This window comes from Cellulomonas sp. PhB143 (assembly GCF_003752595.1).
In the GTDB taxonomy this organism is placed as follows: Bacteria; Actinomycetota; Actinomycetes; order Actinomycetales; family Cellulomonadaceae; genus Paraoerskovia.
Window position 1 is genome coordinate 37,768 of the sequence record NZ_RKIJ01000011.1, and the last position, 17,548, is coordinate 55,315.

The 17,548-nt window shown below is 72.3% G+C and carries 17 protein-coding genes; 9 read left to right on the forward strand and 8 right to left on the reverse strand.

What is annotated here, in order from left to right; genetic code table 11:
* Window positions 1-34: 34 nt before the first annotated feature.
* From EDF32_RS06440 to EDF32_RS06460, 5 genes are all read right to left on the reverse strand, one after another.
* Window positions 35-2,242 (reverse strand): hypothetical protein, encoded by a 2,208-nt coding sequence (locus EDF32_RS06440; RefSeq protein ID WP_123307728.1) that lies wholly within the window; start codon window positions 2,240-2,242, stop codon window positions 35-37.
* Window positions 2,239-2,949 (reverse strand): ABC transporter ATP-binding protein, encoded by a 711-nt coding sequence (locus tag EDF32_RS06445; protein WP_199734845.1) that lies wholly within the window; start codon window positions 2,947-2,949, stop codon window positions 2,239-2,241. Before EDF32_RS06445 ends, EDF32_RS06440 begins: the two co-directional genes overlap by 4 nt.
* Window positions 2,946-3,269, reverse strand: a complete 324-nt coding sequence (locus tag EDF32_RS06450) for a hypothetical protein (protein WP_123307729.1) — start codon at window positions 3,267-3,269, stop codon at window positions 2,946-2,948. The genes EDF32_RS06445 and EDF32_RS06450 overlap by 4 nt, the downstream gene beginning before the upstream one ends.
* A gap of 328 nt (window positions 3,270-3,597) precedes the next feature.
* On the reverse strand, window positions 3,598-4,260 hold the full coding sequence (locus EDF32_RS15015; protein WP_123307730.1) for a DUF4190 domain-containing protein: 663 nt from the start codon (window positions 4,258-4,260) through the stop codon (window positions 3,598-3,600).
* Between the two features lie 42 nt (window positions 4,261-4,302).
* Window positions 4,303-5,094, reverse strand: coding sequence for an exodeoxyribonuclease III (locus tag EDF32_RS06460; protein WP_123307731.1), 792 nt, complete (start codon window positions 5,092-5,094; stop codon window positions 4,303-4,305).
* A gap of 75 nt (window positions 5,095-5,169) precedes the next feature.
* On the opposite strand from EDF32_RS06460, the gene EDF32_RS06465 reads away from it, so the two are divergent.
* Together EDF32_RS06465 and pyrE are read left to right on the forward strand one after the other, a co-directional pair.
* Window positions 5,170-5,979, forward strand: a complete 810-nt coding sequence (locus EDF32_RS06465; protein ID WP_123307732.1) for an SDR family oxidoreductase — start codon at window positions 5,170-5,172, stop codon at window positions 5,977-5,979.
* Window positions 5,976-6,596, forward strand: a complete 621-nt coding sequence (gene pyrE, locus EDF32_RS06470) for an orotate phosphoribosyltransferase (RefSeq protein WP_123307733.1) — start codon at window positions 5,976-5,978, stop codon at window positions 6,594-6,596. Before EDF32_RS06465 ends, pyrE begins: the two co-directional genes overlap by 4 nt.
* 88 nt (window positions 6,597-6,684) lie before the next feature.
* Here the strand turns inward: pyrE and EDF32_RS06475 are convergent, their stop codons facing one another.
* On the reverse strand, window positions 6,685-7,317 hold the full coding sequence (locus EDF32_RS06475) for a TetR/AcrR family transcriptional regulator (RefSeq protein ID WP_123307734.1): 633 nt from the start codon (window positions 7,315-7,317) through the stop codon (window positions 6,685-6,687).
* A gap of 141 nt (window positions 7,318-7,458) precedes the next feature.
* On the opposite strand from EDF32_RS06475, the gene EDF32_RS06480 reads away from it, so the two are divergent.
* Window positions 7,459-8,052, forward strand: coding sequence for a DUF6230 family protein (locus EDF32_RS06480; RefSeq protein WP_123307735.1), 594 nt, complete (start codon window positions 7,459-7,461; stop codon window positions 8,050-8,052).
* Window positions 8,053-8,150: 98 nt separating this feature from the next.
* The gene (locus EDF32_RS06485) at window positions 8,151-9,746 is read left to right on the forward strand and encodes a DUF6114 domain-containing protein (protein WP_123307736.1); all 1,596 of its coding nucleotides are present in this window, start codon (window positions 8,151-8,153) and stop codon (window positions 9,744-9,746) included.
* 24 nt (window positions 9,747-9,770) lie between these two features.
* Here EDF32_RS06485 and EDF32_RS06490 read toward each other — a convergent pair whose 3' ends face one another.
* Window positions 9,771-10,553 carry an HAD-IIA family hydrolase gene (locus EDF32_RS06490; RefSeq protein WP_123307737.1) on the reverse strand — a complete coding sequence of 261 codons (783 nt, stop codon included), beginning with the start codon at window positions 10,551-10,553 and terminating at the stop codon, window positions 9,771-9,773.
* 1 nt (window position 10,554) lies between these two features.
* Entirely contained in the window at window positions 10,555-11,307 is a 753-nt protein-coding gene (locus EDF32_RS06495) for a VTT domain-containing protein (protein ID WP_233565765.1), read from the reverse strand.
* 165 nt (window positions 11,308-11,472) lie between these two features.
* Here EDF32_RS06495 and EDF32_RS06500 point away from each other — a divergent pair, with 165 nt between their 5' ends.
* From EDF32_RS06500 to EDF32_RS06520, 5 genes are all read left to right on the forward strand, one after another.
* Window positions 11,473-12,498, forward strand: a complete 1,026-nt coding sequence (locus EDF32_RS06500) for a LacI family DNA-binding transcriptional regulator (RefSeq protein WP_123307738.1) — start codon at window positions 11,473-11,475, stop codon at window positions 12,496-12,498.
* Between the two features lie 162 nt (window positions 12,499-12,660).
* Window positions 12,661-13,932 (forward strand): extracellular solute-binding protein, encoded by a 1,272-nt coding sequence (locus EDF32_RS06505; RefSeq protein WP_123308032.1) that lies wholly within the window; start codon window positions 12,661-12,663, stop codon window positions 13,930-13,932.
* Window positions 13,933-13,996: 64 nt separating this feature from the next.
* A complete protein-coding gene (locus tag EDF32_RS06510) occupies window positions 13,997-14,920 on the forward strand; it encodes a carbohydrate ABC transporter permease (RefSeq protein WP_123307739.1) in 924 nt (307 codons plus the stop codon).
* Complete coding sequence (locus EDF32_RS06515) at window positions 14,920-15,831, forward strand: carbohydrate ABC transporter permease (RefSeq protein ID WP_123307740.1); 912 nt, start codon at window positions 14,920-14,922, stop codon at window positions 15,829-15,831. The genes EDF32_RS06510 and EDF32_RS06515 overlap by 1 nt, the downstream gene beginning before the upstream one ends.
* 43 nt (window positions 15,832-15,874) lie before the next feature.
* The gene (locus tag EDF32_RS06520) at window positions 15,875-17,416 is read left to right on the forward strand and encodes an alpha-N-arabinofuranosidase (protein WP_123307741.1); all 1,542 of its coding nucleotides are present in this window, start codon (window positions 15,875-15,877) and stop codon (window positions 17,414-17,416) included.
* The last annotated feature ends 132 nt before the right edge of the window (window positions 17,417-17,548 follow it).

Genomic DNA, 17,548 nt, shown 5'->3' on the forward strand with positions numbered 1-17,548 from the left:
CCCCGGGGGCTCTACATCCTGCGTACTCGTCGGCCTACTCGTCAGGGCGCCAGCGTGCGACGTCGCGTCGTTGGCTCTGGCCGACGATCACGGCGATGACCAGCCCGACGAGGGTGGGTACGAGCGCCATGGCGACGGCGAGCCCGACCGAGGGGTTGAAGTAGACGGCGCCGGTGATCAGCCCGGAATCGACGGTCATGCCGGCGGGCAGCAGGTAGTACGCGCACGCGGCCGCGATGCCGGCCACCGTCAGGGGAAGGGTGGTGCGGATCAGGGCAAGGCCGAGGAGCCAGGACCGGCGGCCGGTGGCGGCGCTGAGCGGGATGACGCGGCGTCCGGAGTCGACGGCGTCACGGGCCAGCAGGCACGCGGTGGCCAGTGCGATGGCCAGAGTCCCGGCGATGCCGTAGAGCGTGGCCCACCGGCCCCGGTTGTGGTTGATCTCGCCGCTGATGATCCATCCGTGCTCGGGTGTGTCGAGCTGTAGCCCGCCCGGGACGGTGGCGTAGGCGGCCCGGTTGAGCGTGTCGAGGGAGAGGTCGGTGCCGTCTCGGGCGACGAGGTCGAGCGTCGCTCCGCCGCCGTCGGGGATCGCCGGCAGGCCGCTGCGGGACGTCTGCAGGGTGACCTGCTCGGAGCCGGAGAGCTGGATGATCCGGTCGAGCTGCGGGTGCGAGCTGTCGGGGGGCACGGGCTCGGGTGTGGCGCTGCACGGCGCGCCGAGGAGGGTCGCTGTCCGGCAGGTGGTGACCAGGTGGGTGGTGGCGAAGGCGTCGTCGACGTTCGTGACCTCCCACACCGGTGCGGCGGTCGCGGCGGTGGCGGTAAGAAACTTCGACAGGCCCGGCGCGGTGGGAGAGATGGTGGCGCTGACCACGGTGGTGCCGTACATGTCGCGTCCGGCCTCGGCCGCGTAGTACTGGGCACCCAGCGTGCTGGCCCAGAGCTGGACCTGGCCCAGGAGCAGGATCGCGAAGCACACCCCTGCGGCGAGCCTCGCGGTGCGGGTCGGGAAGCGCTCGAGACCGCGACCGCCGGTGAGCAGTGCGGGGCCGCCGACGCTCCACCCGGTCGCGGTCAGGGTCTTGCCGATCAGGTGCAGCACGGCCGAGACCAGCGCGGGAAGCAGGAGCGCGACCGCGACGGTCCCGAGCGCGAGGACGTATATGCGCAGGGCGGCGTTCGGGGACTGGGCGGTGAGCCAGATGACGGCGGTCACGACGCAGGGAGCCAGGACCGCCTGGAGCATCGGGGGTCGGTCGTCGGTCCCGAGAAGGTCGCGGGTGCGGTAGCGGCGGCCGATCTCGCGGGTGGCCAGCACCGTGGCGGTCGCGAGCAGGGCACCGACCACGACCGCGAGGGCCAGAGGGGCCGCCATGGTGCGAAGGTCCGCGGCCGGGTAGTCGGCGTGGAGCACGTCGAGGCGGATTCCGGTGAGCGTCGCGACCCCGACGGTCGCTGCAGCGACGGCGGTCCCGACGGCCAGGGCGCCGCAGTGCTCACCGAGACCGATGAGCATCGAGCGGGCCCGGTCGGCGCCGAGGGCGCTGAGCACGGTCGAGCGGCGCCGCATCGCCGTGCTGGCGGTGATCGCGCCGAGGAACAGGCAGGCCAGCGCGGGCAGGGTCAGGCACACCACGAGCATCAGGTCGATCTGCGAGAGCTTCGCCGCGTAGAGGAAACCGGCCCCGTGGATGGAGTTGTCGGTCTGGCCGCCGAATCCGGTGACGGGCATCATCTCCGCGCCGGCGGTGTCGGCACCCGCGGGTGGGCGCAGGTAGACGCGCAGCTCGTTCGGCCTTTCCAGCCCCTCGGGAGAGATGATCGCGTCGACGGGACCGAATCGTCGGCTGTGGTGCGCGCTGAGGGCGTCGGCCAACGCTGGAGAGATGATCGCGTGCCCCGGCCTGGGCCATTGGTTCACCCCAGCGGGCAGGGGCGCGTCCTTGCCCACCGGGGCGATGAGCAGCACGGTCACCGGCTCGTCACCGACGGAGTCGAACCCGGCGACCGAATACAGGGCGCGCGCGTGGGACGCGTCCTCGACCAGCTCGGGACTGACCGCCTGGGACCGTTCCGCGGTCAGCTGCGCCGTGCCGTGGGCGACGACGAGCGTGGACAGCGAGAGCGTCAGCAGCAGGCTGCCGAGGGCGATCACGACGAAGCGCAGGCGCGCCAGCAGTCCGCGCCCGCCCAGCCGTCGGCCGATAGCGATTAGCGCGAAGGGGCCGATGGCGTTCACGCCCGCCCCGACACGGTCAGGCCAGCCTCGGTGACCAGGCGTCCATCCGTGAGCCGGTAGGTGCTCTCGGCCCGGGAGGCCACGACCGGGTCATGGGTGACGACCACCAGGGCGCAGCCCACGGTGGCGGGCAGGGTGAAGAGCAGGTCCGAGACGGTGTCGCGGTTGGTCGGGTCGAGCGAGCCTGTGGGTTCGTCGGCGATGAGCAGGGGCGGCTCGTTGATCAGGGCTCGGGCGACGGCGATGCGTTGGCGTTCTCCGCCGGAGTACTCCAGCACCGAACGGGAGGAGCAGTCGATGCCGAGACGGTCGAGCAGGGCACGGGCGCGACGGGCCGCGTCCTGCGGGCGGAGGCCGGCGAGCAGACCCGCGAGCGCGACGTTCTCGACGGGGTCGAGCTCGGGCAGCAGGTGGCCGGACTGGAAGACGACCCCGACCGAGCGGCGGCGTTGACGTGCGGCCCTGCTCGAGAGTCCCGAGCGGACCTGTTGGCCGCAGACCGACACGCTGCCACCGGTCGGGCGTACCAGCCCGAGGATGCAGTTCAGCAGGGTGCTCTTGCCGCTGCCGCTGTCACCCATCACCGCGACCGAGCGGCCACCGGCGACCTGCAGATCGACACCCGTGAGCACCGGTCGTCGGCCGAGCGTGGCCGTGAGGCCCTCGACGTCGAGAGCCGCTGACGAGAGCCCCACGGCGGCGATCACTTCCAGGCGCTGCAGGAGTCGGGCAGGTTCTGGATGTTGGTGCACGCACGGACGGCCGTGATCGTGGAGGCGTAGGTGCGCTTCACGGTCGAGTTGTAGCCCGAGGCGTTGTCCAGGCGGTGGTCTTCGTCATTGGCGTATCCGAACGCCTGGTGGCCATCGGCCTTGGTGTCCTTGACGTACAGGACCTTGTCGATGCTGTGGGCTCGAGACCCGCCATCGGGGGCGTACGCCACGTGCTCCGCGGCCATGGACGGTGACGCACCCATGGCAAGCACTGCCGCCACGAGTGCGCCGGCATAGAGATTCTTCCGCTTCATCAGTGCACCTCATCTTTGAGAGCCCAGGCGGCGCGAGTGCGGCGCCTGGTTGCGGCGCCTGGTTGCGGCGCCTGGTTGCGGCGCCTGGTTGCGGAGACTAGCAGGCATGGACCGTCACTTTCGCCGCACATGGGTCATGTCGTCAGCGGCAGTCGACGGTGGTGGGGGCCGCGTTCGCAGCACGACCATCCGACTCGCACTCCAGGCCCTCAAGAATTTATGCCCGGACGATGGCGTCCCGACCGGCGGTTGTCGTCGCCGAGGGCCCGCGACGGTTCCTCGAGAAGCGCGGCTTCGCGGACGCGGCTGGAATCAGGGGTGCGACAGGTCAGAGGTCGCTGTACGCGCCGCCGTCGTCCATCTGCTGGATGCCCTGGTCCCAGCCCTCCGAGAACCCGGCGAGGACGCCGGTGGAGAGCACGAGCACGAACCACAGGATGAACACGGCGCCCACGACGATGCCCGTGATCGCCATGCCCCGGCCGGCGAGGGGACGCCCGGCGCGGTTCTCGCGGGTGATCCGGCGCAGGGAGACGATGCCGAGCACCAGGCCGACGACGCCGGACACGCCGCACGTCAGCAGCCCGGCGATCGAGCAGATCATCGCGGCCAGCGCCATGCCGCTGCTCCGCGGGGCCGCGGTCCAGGGCTGGTAGGGATAGCCGGGCCGACCGTAGGGATCCTGGCCGTAGGGCGGCTGGCCCCCGTACGGCGGCTGGCCCCCGTACTGCTGGGAACCGTAGGGCTGGCTCCCGTAGGCCGGCTGCGACCCGTACGGCTGCGACCCGTAGGGCGCCTGCCCGTACGGCCCGGGCTGCGCGTACGGCGCCGGCGGCTCGGTCCCGGACGGCTGCTGGGCGCTCGGCTCGGGCGCGTACTGCCCGTATCGCGGCTGGGGCCGCTCGTCGACGTCGGGGCTCGGCGGCGCGTAGGGGTCGTCGTCCTGGGGGCGGTGCTCGTCTCGCCCCTGGGGCGACGTCGGGGTGCTCATGGCGCAACGGTAGCCGCGTCGTCGGGCCACCCGCACCGACCGTCAGCCGGCGAGGTCGAGGACCACGGGCACGTGGTCGGAGGCGCCCTTGCCCTTGCGCTCGTCCCGGTCGATGGTGACGCGGTCCACCCGGGCGCGCAGGGCCGGCGTCGTCCACGCGAAGTCGATGCGCATGCCCTCGTTCCGCGGGAACCGCAGCTGCTGGTAGTCCCAGTAGGTGTACCGGTTCACCTCGGGGACGAGCTCGCGGGTGATCTCGGTGTAGCCGGCGGCGGCGAAGGCCGCGAAGGCGTCGCGCTCGGCGGGCGAGACGTGGGTACGGCCCACGAACCGGGACGGGTCCCACACGTCGGTGTCCAAGGGCGCGACGTTCCAGTCGCCCATGAGCGCGACCTGGGCGGCCGGGTCCTGCCCGAGCCACGCCGCCGCGGCCTCCTCGAGCCGCGCGAGCCACTCGAGCTTGTACGCGTAGTGCGCGTGGTCGATCTCGCGGCCGTTGGGCACGTACAGGCTCCACACCCGCACGCCGCCGCAGGTCGCGCCGATCGCGCGGGGCTCGACGACGCCCGGGTCGCCGTAGGCGGGCTGCGCCGGGAAGTGGCGCTCGACGTCCTCGATCCCGACCCGCGAGAGGATCGCGACGCCGTTCCACTGGTTCAGCCCGAGGTGGGCGACCTCGTACCCTGCCGCCTCGAACGGCAGGTACGGGAACTGGTCGTCGCGGCACTTGGTCTCCTGCACGGCCAGGACGTCGGTCCCGGTGCGCTCGAGCCAGGCGAGCATCCGGTCCGCGCGGGTCCGGGCGGAGTTCACGTTCCAGGTAGCGATGCGCACCGGGTCAGGCTAGCGGCCCGACGGTGCCCGTCCCGCCGCGCTCCCGCCGTCCTCCCGTCCCCGTAGGGTGACCGCATGGGGACAGCACTGATCACCGGCGCCAGCGCCGGCCTCGGCCTCGAGCTCGCCTGGCAGCTCGCGACGGCGCGCCACGACCTCGTGCTCGTCGCGCGCGACGCGGAGCGGCTCGACCGGCTCGCAGGGCAGCTGCGCGCTGCCGCGGGCGTGCACGTCGAGGTGCTCCCGGCAGACCTCTCGGTGCCCGACGACGTGGCGCGCGTGGCCGCCCGCCTCGCCGTCGCGGAGGCGGGCAGCAGGCCGGTCGGTCTGCTCGTGAACAATGCGGGCTACGGGCTGCACCAGCGCGTCGTCGGGGGAGACCTCGCGGCGGAGCAGGCAGCGCTCGACGTGATGGTCCGTGCGGTCCTGGTGCTGAGCAAGGCGGCCGTCGAGCAGATGGTCGGCCGCGGGCGGGGCGCGGTGCTCAACGTGTCGTCGGTCGCGGCGCTCACGGCGACCGGGACCTACTCGGCGCACAAGGCGTGGGTGAAGACGTTCACCGAGGGGCTGGCCGTGGAGCTCGAGGGCACGGGCGTGACGGCGACGGCGCTGTGCCCCGGGTTCGTGCGCACGGAGTTCCACGAGCGGGCGGGCCTGCGCACGGACACCTTCCCAGAGGTCGCGTGGCTCGAGCCGGGGCGCGTCGTGGCGCGGGCGCTCGCCGACGTGCGGCGGGGGGCGGTGATCTCGACGCCGTCGCTGCGGTACACCCTCGCGTCGGCGCTGCTGCGGGTCGCGCCGCGCGCCGCGGTGCGGGCGTTCGAGCGGGGCCCGCGCCGGGCGATGCGCTCGCGCGGGCGGTCGGCCGATACGCTGGCGGCGTGACCTCGACACCCCAGGATCCCTCCGTCCGTCCTGCCGCCGACCCGTCCGCCGCGTTCGGCCCGCCGCCGCGCGAGCAGCTGCGCGAGCTGATCCGTGAGCTCGCCGTCGTGCACGGGAAGGTCACGCTGTCCTCCGGCAAGGAGGCCGACTACTACGTCGACCTCCGCCGCACGACGCTGCACCACCGCGCCGCGCCGCTCATCGGGCACGTGCTGCTGGACGCTCTCGAGGAGTGGGGCCTGGGCACGGCCGAGGTGGACGCCGTCGGCGGCCTGACCCTGGGCGCGGACCCGATCGCGACGGCCCTGCTGCACGCGGCGGCCTCGCGCGGCCAGGACCTCGACGCGTTCGTGGTCCGCAAGGCGGCGAAGGCGCACGGCATGCAGCGCCAGATCGAGGGGCCGGACATCGCGGGCCGCAAGGTCGTGGTGCTCGAGGACACGACCACCACGGGCGGGTCGCCGATCACTGCCATCGAGGCGGCGCGGGCGCAGGGCGCCCAGGTGCTCGGGTGCGCGACGATCGTGGACCGCGCGACGGGCGCGGGCGAGAAGATCGAGGCGCTCGGGGTGCCGTACCGCTACCTCTACGACCTGGCGGACCTCGGCCTGTCCTGACACCCCTCCGCCGGGCGCACCGCACCCCTCCGCCGAGAAGTCGAATATCGCCCCTGATCCGGACGGATCAGGGGCGATATTCGACTTCTCAGCGGAACGACGGACGGCCCGGGGGCGCGGCGGGGGAGCGGGCGGGATCGACAAGGGCGATCGCGCCCAGCGCGCTCTGCTCGAGCAGCTCGACGATCTCGTCCGCCGGCATGTCCGTGCCGATCGCCCCGTCGACGAGCAGCTGCTCGGCGAACGCCACCCAGGCGCGCAGCGCGAGCGTCAGCCTCGGCGACGCCTGGACGCCGAGCTCGTCGCAGACCGCGGCGAGCCGTGCCGCCTGCAGCTCGCGCGCCTGCTCGGTCACCTCGCGGACGGCGGCGTCCCCGCTCGCGGCACCGCGCACGAGGGAGAAGAAGGTCGCCTCGTGCTCGCGTACGAAGCGCACGAGGTTGACGAGCGTCGTGCGCAGCCGCTCGAGCGGGGGTACCTGGAGCGACGGCTCGGTCGCGTGCAGGAGGCCGTCCCGCGCGGCGCGCACGACCTCGCGGTGGAACCCCTGCTTGGAGTCGAAGTAGTAGAAGAGCAGCCCGCGCGAGACACCGGCCCGGGCGGCGAGGTCCTCGATGGTGAGGGACTCCAGCGGCCGGTCGGCCAGCGCGGCGACGCCGAGCGAGACCAGCTGGGCCCGGCGCTCGTCGGGAGTCAGCCTGGTCCTGCGCTCCTCCGCCATGGACCGAGCATAGCCACGTCCCGCCCGTGCCCGAACCGTTACTGACTCACGGCAGGTCGGCTATTGACGCGCGTTCAGTAAGCCCGGTAGCGTCCCCGACGGTCGGCGCGGTGTCGATCGGTCATGCATCGAGGAGGATTCATGAGGATCAGCAGTCTCACGCGGACGCGCCGGGGTCGCGTCGCACTCGCGGCGGTGCCCGCGACGCTCGCCGTCACGGTCATGATGGGCGGCGTCGCCAGCGGCGCGGTGCCCGTCGCCTTCGCCGTCTCCGGCAGCCAGTTCAAGGTCGCCGCGTCCGAGCTCAAGGGCACGGACTTCTCGCAGTACTCGGGCGTCGCTCAGGAGGCCTCGGGTGCCCCGCACCCGGTCGCCATCTCCAACATCGGCACGGCGAGCCTGGCCGACCTGTGCCAGTCCGTGGTGACGGACACCCCGCTCGGCAAGCTCGGGCTGCTGATCACTGCCGGCGGCGGTGGCAAGCCCGCGACCGCCAAGGACATGCAGCTCGGCATGACCGACCTCAAGGGCGACGCGACGTTCACGAACATCCGGATCGGCGTCGACGCCTCGGTGGTCAACACGAAGGCCAAGGGCACCAAGGGGGACTTCGCCCAGGACGCCTCGAAGATCAACATCAAGGGCCTCGAGCAGACCGCCTGGAGCACCACAGCCGGGACCTTCGCCCTGAACGGGCTGCACCTGCAGCTCACCAACGGCAAGGAGTGCTTCTGACCTGACCCCGTCCCGGGGCGTCGCGACCGAGCGGTCGCGACGCCCCGGACGCGGGCCGGGCAGGGCACGGGCAGCACGCAGCAGACGAAGGAGCGCAGGTGAGCACCGAACGAACCACGGGCGAGACGAGCGGCACGCACGAGGTGCGCGACGCCGACGGCACGCCCGGACCGGCCATGCCGGGCGTCCGCGCGAGGTTCCGCACCTGGCGCCGCGGCCGCCCGTTCTGGGGCGGCCTGCTGGTCCTGCTGTCCGGCGTGGAGCTGTTCTTCTCCGGGCAGCTCGACCTCGGCAACCTGCACGTCCAGGTGGGCGTCGCGGGCATGCAGGCCACGATCATCCCGGTCGTCCTGGTGCTGCTCGGGGTCCTGCTGTGGACCATGCCCGTCCACCGGGTCTTCTACGGTGTGATCGCCATGGTGCTCGCGGTCTACTCGATCGTCGGCGTCAACCTGGGTGGGTTCCTCGTCGGGATGCTGCTCGGGGTCGTGGGCGGCGTCGTCGCGGTGTCGTGGCTCCCGCGGCGCCCCGCGGTGCCCGACGACGTCCCGGCCGACGGCGTAGCCGTCGCCCCCGCGGCCGACGCCTCCGCGGCGCCTGCGCCGGCGGACGACACCGCCGAGCTGCCGGCCGCGCCTGCCCGCGAGCCCGTGCTCGAGGGCACGCCCCGGCACCGGTCCGCGGAGCCGAGCGGCGTGGACGCGCTCTTCCCCGCGGTGCGGGGCAGCACCGACGGCGACGACGGAGCCGGCCGGACCGACGAGACCGCCGAGGCCGACGGGACGGCCGTGAGCCTGCCCGCCACGGTCCGCCCTTACACCGCGGCCTCGCGGCGGACCAACGCCTGGGGCGCGGTCGCCGTCGTCGCCGGGCTCGCGACCGGGCTCGGTGGGGCCGGGGCGCCCGCCGCGCTGCACGCCGGGTCGCTGCACGCCGAGGGGCCGCTGTGCACCCTGCTCGGTCCGCTGTGCCCGTCCGCCACCGACGGCTCTGCCGACGACGCCACGGGCACGGCGACCGACGAGCCGACCGCCGATCCCACCGACGAGCCGACCGAGGGCCCCGCCGAGGACCCGGCGCCGGACGCCCCGTCGTCCGGCGCGACCGCGGCCCCGGAGACCGGCCAGGACGACCCGGCCACCGCCGACGAGGCGCAGGACCCGGGGACGGTCGACCCGTCGTCGAGCACCCCGACCAGCGCCCCGACCGCGGAGGCGACACCGTCCCCGACGGCCGCCCCGACGGCGGAAGCCACCCCGGCGCCCGAGCTGGAGCAGACCGACGCGATGCCGCAGCCGCAGCTCGGCGAGGGGTCGCTCACCGGCGACGCCCTGAGGCTGACGAGCTCCTTCTACGCGGGGAACACGACGCTGACCCGCCCCGACGGGAGCACCGTGGAGGTCATGACGTTCACCGCGAAGAAGGTCGAGGTCCCCGGCTTCTCGCTCGACGCGGTGGACGCGCAGGGCCACGGCGTGCTGACCACGGCGTCGACCATGTCGATCGAGACGGACGTCGTCCTGTACTGCACGAGGCTCGCGGGGCGCCTGCTCGGCATCCCCGTCTCCTACACGCCGGACAGCCCGCCGCCGTCGGTCATCCCGCTGCCGTCGCTGACCGACCCGGAGATCGCGCTGGTCTCGAACACGGGCGGCACGCTCACGCTGGCCGACTTCCACCAGGCGCTGCGCTGACCCTCCGCCACGGGCGCCGGCCGGTCAGACCCGGTCGACGAGATCCTGCACGGAGTCGACGACGGCGCTCGGCCGGAACGGGAACCGCTCGACCTCCTCGAGGCCGGTGGACCCGCTGAGCACGAGGTAGGTGTACAGCCCGGCCTCGATGCCGGCGACGACGTCGGTGTCCATCCGGTCGCCGATCATCGCCGTCGTCTCGGAGTGGGCGTCGATCCGGTTGAGCGCGGAGCGGAACATCATCGGGTTCGGCTTGCCGACGAAGTACGGCTCGCGGCCGGTGGCCGCGGTGATCATCGCCGCGACCGCGCCGGTCGCCGGGAGCGGGCCCTCCGGGGACGGGCCGGTCGTGTCGGGGTTGGTGCAGATGAACCGCGCCCCGCCCTTGATCAGCCGGACGGCCTTGGTGATCGCCTCGAAGGAGTAGGTGCGCGTCTCCCCGAGCACGACGTAGTCCGGGGCGGACTCCGTGAGCGTGTACCCGGCCTCGTAGAGCGCGGTGGTCAGGCCCGCCTCCCCGACGGCGTAGGCGCTGCCACCCGGGATCTGGTCGTGCAGGAACTGCGCGGTCGCGAGCGCCGACGTCCAGATGGACTCCTCGGGGACGTCGATGCCCGACGTCGCGAGCCGGGCGCGCAGGTCGCGCGGCGTGAAGATCGAGTTGTTCGTGAGGATGAGGAACGGGCGCTCGGCGTCGCGCAGGGCGCGGACGAACTCCGGTGCCCCGGGGATCGCCCGGCCCTCGTGGACGAGCACGCCGTCCATGTCGGTGAGCCAGCTCGTGATGGTGCGCTGCGGGTCGGTCATGTCAGGCCTCCGGTCGGGCGTGGCGCGGTCGGTCAGGGTCGTCGCGGCGGGGCGCGTCGCCGCCGCCGCGCCGGGCGCGCAGGATCTCGATCGCCACGGGCACCAGCGACACCGCGACGATCGCGACGAGGATCAGCTCGATGTGGTCGTTGACGAACGTGACGTTGCCGAGCCAGTACCCGAGCAGGGTCACGCCCACGCCCCAGACGAAGGCACCGACGACGTTGTAGGCGACGAAGGTCCGGTAGCGCATCCTGCTGATCCCCGCGGCGACGGGCGCGAACGTGCGCACGATCGGCACGAACCGCGCGAGCAGCACGGTGCGTCCGCCGTAGCGCTCGAAGTAGTCGTGGGCCTTCTCGATGTACTCGGTCTTGAGCACCCGCGCGTCGGGCCGGAACAGCCGCACGCCGACCTTGCTGCCGATGAGATAGGCGAGCTGGTCGCCACCGAAGGCCGCGAGGAAGAGCAGGAGGCACAGCTCCCACAGGGGGAAGGAGACGGCGTCCTGGGCGACGAGGAGCCCGGCCGTGAACAGCAGGGAGTCGCCGGGCAGGAACGGGAACAGCAGCCCGGTCTCGACGAAGACGACGGCGATGATGCCCCACAGCGCGTACGCCCCGAAACGGTCGATGAGCGTCGGGGCGTCGAGCCAGTCGGGGCCGAGCGTCGGCAGGTGCCCGCCCGCCATCGCATGGAGCGTGTCCGCGTGCAGGCCTGCGGCGGCACCGGAGGTCAGGAGGTCGAGGGGCACGCCGCACAGCCTAGTTGGCCGGTCGGCGAACCCTCCGGCCCGGGTGTGAGCGTCCCGTGGAGACGGTGCGGGGCGGGGCGGGCCGGCCGGCGGCCGGTCACGGGCGGCACGGCGACCCGTGACGTGCTGAGATGTGGGGAAACCACACAGGAACGGGGTACGGGCGTGCGACCTACGGTCAAGGACGTCGCGGCACAGGCGGGGGTCTCGCCCAAGACCGTCTCGAACGTGCTGACGGGCACGGCGTTCGTGCGCCCGGCCACGCGGGAGCGGGTCGAGGCCGCCATCGAGGACCTCGGGTACGTGCCCAACTTCAGCGCGCGCGGGCTGCGCAACGGCCGCTCGGGCGTCGTCGCTCTCGCGCTGCCGGACCTGAGCACCCCGTACTCGGCGGAGTTCGCCCACCACTTCGTCGAGGTCGCGCACGGCCTGGACTGGGCGGTGCACATCGAGGAGACGGCCGCGGAGCCGCGTCGTGAGCGCGACCTGCTCTCCCGCGCGCGCTCCCACCTGGTCGACGGCCTCGTGCTCAACCCCGTCACGCTCGCGGACAGCGCCGTCGCCGAGAGCGCGGACACCGACGGGGTGCTGCCGCCGACAGTGATCATCGGCGAGGTCGTCCAGGACCGCGTGGACCAGGTCCAGGTCGACAGCGTCGGCGGCGCGCGCGACATGACGGAGCACCTGCTGGCGCGGGGCGCCCGGCGGATCGCGGTGGTCGGGGCGCCGACGGGCCTCGACACGGCGGCGGCCCGCCAGCGCACCGACGGCTACCGGGAGGCGCTGCGCAGGGCCGGCGTCGCCTGGGACCCGGCCCTCGAGATCGGCGTCCGGGCCTGGCGGGCGCAGGAGGCCGTCGCCGCCGTGGATCGCGCGCTCGAGCTCCCCGAGCCGCCCGACGCGTACTTCTGCTTCACCGACTCCCTGGCGGTCGGGGCGCTCAACGCCCTCTGGCGGCGCGGGGTCCGGGTGCCCGACGACGTCCTGGTGGCGGGGTTCGACGACGTCGCGGACGGCCGGCTGGCCGTCCCGCCGCTGACGACGGTCGCGTTCGACAAGCGCGAGCTCGCGGTGCAGGCGCTGACCGCGCTCGCCGTGCGGATCGACGATCCGGACGCGCCGCGCCGCTCCGTGGTGGTGCCGCACGCCGTCGTCGGGCGGGCAAGCACCGGCGCGCCGGGCGGAGAATAGTCCGTGTCGGGGGTGTGCTTCACCATTCCAACGATGTAACGTTCCTCCCGACAACACTGTGGTTGTTCTCACAAGGGAGTGGACATCGTGGAGACCAGATCACGGTCCGGAGGACCGGAACAGCGGCAGGGACCGAGCCGGCGCGGCGTGCTCCTCGGCGGCATGGCGGCGCTCGGCGGCGTCACGATCGCCTCGGCGCTCAGCGGCTGCGCCTCGCCCACGGACACGGCGTCCGGCGTCGAGCAGCTCGACTTCTGGCACCTGCTCAGCGGCGGCGACGGCGTCACCATGGCGGGGCTCGTCGAGAAGGCCAACGCGCAGGGCAAGGACTTCGACGCCAAGCAGACCGTGCTCGCCTGGGGTGCGCCCTACTACACGAAGCTCGCCATGGCGAGCGTCGGCGGGCGCGGCCCGGACACGGCGATCATGCACGCCTCGCGCGTCCCGGGCTACGCCCCGGGCGGGCTGCTCGAGCCGTGGGACCTCGACCTGCTCGCCGAGTACGGCGTGCAGAAGACGGACTACGTCGACCGGGTCTGGGAGAAGGGCTCGCTCAACGGCAAGCAGTACTCCATCGCGCTGGACGCGCACCCGTTCATCCTCATGTACAACACGGACGTCGCCGAGCAGGCCGGTGCCCTCGGCGCGGACGGACAGCTGAAGAAGATCACCAGCACCGACGAGTTCGTCGACGTCGCGCGCGCGATGCAGGCGGTCACCGGCAAGCACGGCCTCTCCTACGGGTATCTGGCCGACGGCGCGCAGATGTGGCGCCTCTGGTACACGTTCTTCAAGCAGCAGGACGCGCAGTTCGACCTCTCGGGCACCAGCGCCCAGGTGGACACCGACGCCGGCGTCAAGGCGTTCGAGTTCATGCAGACGCTCCTCGACGGCACCATCTGCACGCCGTCGGGCGACTACGGCACGGCGCTGTCGGAGTTCCTCAGCGGCGACAGCGGGATGCTCTTCACCGGCGTCTGGGAGCTGCCGACGGTCCTCGCCTCCGGCATCGCGTTCGACGCCCAGCCGATCCCGACGCTGTTCGGCACGCCGGCGGCCTACGCGGACTCGCACGCCTTCACGCTCCCGGTCTCGGACCGCGACGAGAAGCGCACCCGGGCCACCTACGACTTCGTCACCACCCTGCTCAAGGGCTCGTTCGGGTGGGCGCAGGCGGGTCACATCCCCGCCTTCCAGCCGGTGGTGAACAGCACCGAGTACCAGGAGCTCCTCCCGCAGGCGCACTACGCCCCGGCCGCGGAGATCCTCAACTACGACCCCGAGGCGTGGTTCACCGGGTCGGGCTCGGACTTCCAGAACTTCTTCCTGGAGACCTGCCAGGGCGTGCTCCTCAACGGCAGCTCGCCCCAGGCGGGGCTCGACGCCTTCGTCGCGCGGATCGACGCGCTCATGGCCAAGCCCAACCCCGTCTGAGCGGCCGACCACCCCGTACCTCGCGCATCGACAAAGGAGTTCGATCGTGTCCACCACCACAGCAATGACCACGCCCGCCGAGGGCGGCGCGGTCCGTGAGGCCGCCGCGGAGCCGCAGTCGCTCCGCGCGGGGAAGAAGGACTGGAGGGGCTGGCTCTTCGTCGGCCCGTTCGTGGTCCTCTTCGCCCTCTTCCTCGTCTGGCCGATGATCCACGGCCTCTACCTCAGCTTCACCGGCGAGAGCCTGACCGGAGCGAACGGTCAGCTCATCGGCTTCGACAACTACGCCGAGGCGTTCAGCGACCCCGTCATGTGGCACTCGCTCTGGAACACCGTCTGGTTCACGGTCCTGTCCACGATCCCGCTCGTCGTGGTCGCGCTCGGGCTCGCGCTCCTGGTCCACCAGGTGCCCGGGCAGTGGTTCTGGCGCCTGTCCTTCTTCATGCCGTACCTGCTCGCGTCGACCGTCGTCGCGCAGTTCTGGATCTGGATGTACAACCCGCAGCTGGGGCTGGTCAACGACTTCCTCGGGAACTTCGGGGTCGAACCGATCGCCTGGCTGCAGGACGAGAGCTGGGCCATGATCTCGGTCGTCGTCACGACGCTGTGGTGGACGATCGGGTTCAACTTCCTGCTGTACCTGGCCGCGATCCAGAACATCCCCGAGCAGCAGTTCGAGGCGGCGGCCCTGGACGGGGCAAGCCGCATCAAGCAGGCCTTCCGCATCACGATCCCGCAGCTGTGGCCGACGACGGTGCTCGTCCTGATCCTGCAGGTCCTCGCCTCGCTGAAGGTGTTCGACCAGATCTACATGATGACCAACGGCGGCCCCGCGGGCGCTACCCGCCCGATCGTCCAGTACGTGTTCGAGGTCGGGTTCACCGGCTACCGGTTCGGCTACGCGTCGGCGATCTCGTACATCTTCTTCGCGCTGATCGTGCTCGTCTCGCTCGTGCAGTTCCGCATCACGAACCGGAGGAACGGCTGATGTCCACGTCGACGCTGACCCGTGGCGACCGGCAGGCGCCGGCCCGCAAGCCCAGCCGCCTGCGCGAGAGCCTCTTCCCGGGAGAGCGCATGCTCGCCCCGTCACGCCTGCTGGCGCTCGTCCTCCTGATCGTCCTCGCCCTCGCGTGGATCGTGCCGTTCCTCTGGGCGTTCGCGACGTCGCTCAAGTCCGAGGCGTCGGCGGCGGCGTCGGCCTCGTGGATCCCCGAGGACGGGTTCCGCTGGGACGCCTACTCCTCGGTGCTCTCCGAGGGCAACATCCCGCTGTGGGCGTGGAACAGCCTGTTCACCTCGACCGTGATCACCCTCATCACCGTCGCCATCTCCGCCCTCGCCGCCTACGGGTTCTCGCGGATCGACTTCCAGGGCCGGCGGTGGCTGTTCTTCGTCATCATCGCCTCGCTCGTGATCCCGCCGCAGGTGCTGATCGTGCCGCTGTTCTACCAGATGCTCACGCTGCACCTGGTGGACACCTACTGGGGCATCATCCTGCCGCAGGTGATCGCGCCGGCGATGGTCTTCATCCTCAAGAAGTTCTTCGACCAGGTGCCGATCGAGCTCGAGGACGCGGCGCGGATCGACGGCGCGAGCCGGTTCCGGATCTTCTGGTCCGTGGTGCTGCCGCTGTCGCGGCCGATCCTCGCGGCCGTGTCGATCTTCGTGTTCATCGCCGCCTGGAACAACTTCCTCTGGCCGTTCATCGTCACGAGCGACTCGTCGCTGATGACGCTGCCCGTGGGCCTGCAGACCGTCAAGAGCGCCTACGGCCTGCAGTACGCCCAGAACATGGCCTCGGCCATGCTCGCCGCCCTGCCCCTGATCATCGTCTTCCTGTTCTTCCAGCGGCAGATCGTCAAGGGCATCTCGACCACCGGCTTCGGCGGCCAGTGAGCCCCGGCCCCGCACACCCGACACTCACCACCCCAGGAGCAGCATGACCAGCGCACGCGTCACCCTCGACCGCGACTTCACGGCGGGCGAGGTGCCCCGCAGGATCTTCGGCTCGTTCGTCGAGCACATGGGTCGCTGCGTCTACACCGGGATCTTCGAGCCCGGCCACCCCGCGGCCGACGAGAACGGCTTCCGGACCGACGTGCTCGACCTCACGCGCGAGATGGGCGTGAGCGTCGTGCGCTACCCGGGCGGCAACTTCGTCTCGGGCTACCGGTGGGAGGACGGCGTCGGCCCGGTCTCCGAGCGGCCGAGCAGGCTCGACGGCGCGTGGCACACGGTCGAGACGAACGCCTTCGGCCTGCACGAGTTCGTGGACTGGTCGCGCGCGGCCGGCACCGAGATCATGGAGGCGGTCAACCTCGGCACGCGCGGCGTCGACGCCGCGCGCGAGCTCGTGGAGTACGCGAACCACCCGGGCGGCACGTACCTGTCCGACCTGCGTCGCAAGAACGGGCACGCCGACCCGTTCGACATCAGGCTCTGGTGCCTCGGCAACGAGATGGACGGCCCCTGGCAGATCGGCCACAAGACGGCCGACGAGTACGGCCGCCTGGCCCAGGAGGCCGCCAAGGCGATGCGGCTCGTGGACCCGTCCATCGAGCTCGTCGCGTGCGGGTCGTCGGGGTCCGGGATGCCGACGTTCGGCGCCTGGGAGCAGACCGTCCTGGGGCACACCTACGAGCACGTCGACTACGTCTCCCTGCACGCCTACTACCAGGAGCACGAGGGGGACCACGCGTCGTTCCTGGCCAGCGCGGTCGACATGGACCACTTCATCGAGTCCGTCGTCTCCACGGCCGACGCGGTGCGGGCCGCGGGCAAGCACAGCAAGCGGATCAACCTCTCGTTCGACGAGTGGAACGTCTGGTACCAGACGGGCAAGGACTCCGAGGACCAGCCGCACGTCATCGAGCGGTCGGGCGTGTGGCGCGAGCACCCGCGGATCATCGAGGACGAGTACAACGTGACCGACGCCGTCGTCGTCGGGACGCTGCTCAACTCGCTGCTCCGGCACGGCGACCGGGTCAAGATCGCGAACCAGGCGCAGCTCGCGAACGTCATCGCGCCGATCCGCAGCGAGGCGGGCGGGCCCGCGTGGCGGCAGTCGATCTTCTGGCCGTTCGCGCGGACGGCGGAGCTCGCGCGGGGCGAGATCCTGCGGGCCCAGGTGTCCTCCGACCGGCACGAGACCGCGCGGTTCGGCGACGTCGACACGGTCGACGTCAGCGCGACCTGGGACGAGGAGCGCGGCCGGGTCGCCCTCTTCCTCGCCAACCGTGGTCTTGAGGAGGCCGCGGACGTGGAGGTCGCGCTGCGCGGGTGGGGCCTGGGCCGCGTGACGCGCGCGGAGGTGCTGACCGTCCCGAACGGCGCGGACCGGCACACCAGCAACACGCGCGACCGCCAGGAGGCCGTGGGGATGAAGGCCCTCGAGGGAGTCTCGGCGGACGGCGGCACCGCGCGCCTGACGCTCCCGGCCTTGTCCTGGGCCGTGGTCGAGCTGGAGGCGACGCCCGCCTGACCCCCTTCCCGCCGAGACCGGCCCGCCGAGACGGGCCCGGGGGGGCGGGGGGGGGGGGGCCCCCCCCGCGCGGCGGGCGGGGGGGGGGGGGGGGGGGCGCGGGGGGGCGGGGGGGGGGGGGGGGGGGGCGGG

What these genes read in the sequence shown, in the direction of transcription:
- EDF32_RS15015 (WP_123307730.1), bottom strand. Translation starts at nt 4,260, where the DNA reads ATGAGCACCCCGACGTCGCCCCAGGGGCGAGACGAGCACCGCCCCCAG.
- EDF32_RS06450 (WP_123307729.1), bottom strand. Translation starts at nt 3,269, where the DNA reads ATGAAGCGGAAGAATCTCTATGCCGGCGCACTCGTGGCGGCAGTGCTT.
- EDF32_RS06475 (WP_123307734.1), bottom strand. Translation starts at nt 7,317, where the DNA reads ATGGCGGAGGAGCGCAGGACCAGGCTGACTCCCGACGAGCGCCGGGCC.
- EDF32_RS06465 (WP_123307732.1), top strand. Translation starts at nt 5,170, where the DNA reads ATGGGGACAGCACTGATCACCGGCGCCAGCGCCGGCCTCGGCCTCGAG.
- EDF32_RS06510 (WP_123307739.1), top strand. Translation starts at nt 13,997, where the DNA reads ATGACCACGCCCGCCGAGGGCGGCGCGGTCCGTGAGGCCGCCGCGGAG.
- EDF32_RS06520 (WP_123307741.1), top strand. Translation starts at nt 15,875, where the DNA reads ATGACCAGCGCACGCGTCACCCTCGACCGCGACTTCACGGCGGGCGAG.
- EDF32_RS06490 (WP_123307737.1), bottom strand. Translation starts at nt 10,553, where the DNA reads ATGACCGACCCGCAGCGCACCATCACGAGCTGGCTCACCGACATGGAC.
- EDF32_RS06515 (WP_123307740.1), top strand. Translation starts at nt 14,920, where the DNA reads ATGTCCACGTCGACGCTGACCCGTGGCGACCGGCAGGCGCCGGCCCGC.
- EDF32_RS06505 (WP_123308032.1), top strand. Translation starts at nt 12,661, where the DNA reads ATGGCGGCGCTCGGCGGCGTCACGATCGCCTCGGCGCTCAGCGGCTGC.
- EDF32_RS06480 (WP_123307735.1), top strand. Translation starts at nt 7,459, where the DNA reads ATGAGGATCAGCAGTCTCACGCGGACGCGCCGGGGTCGCGTCGCACTC.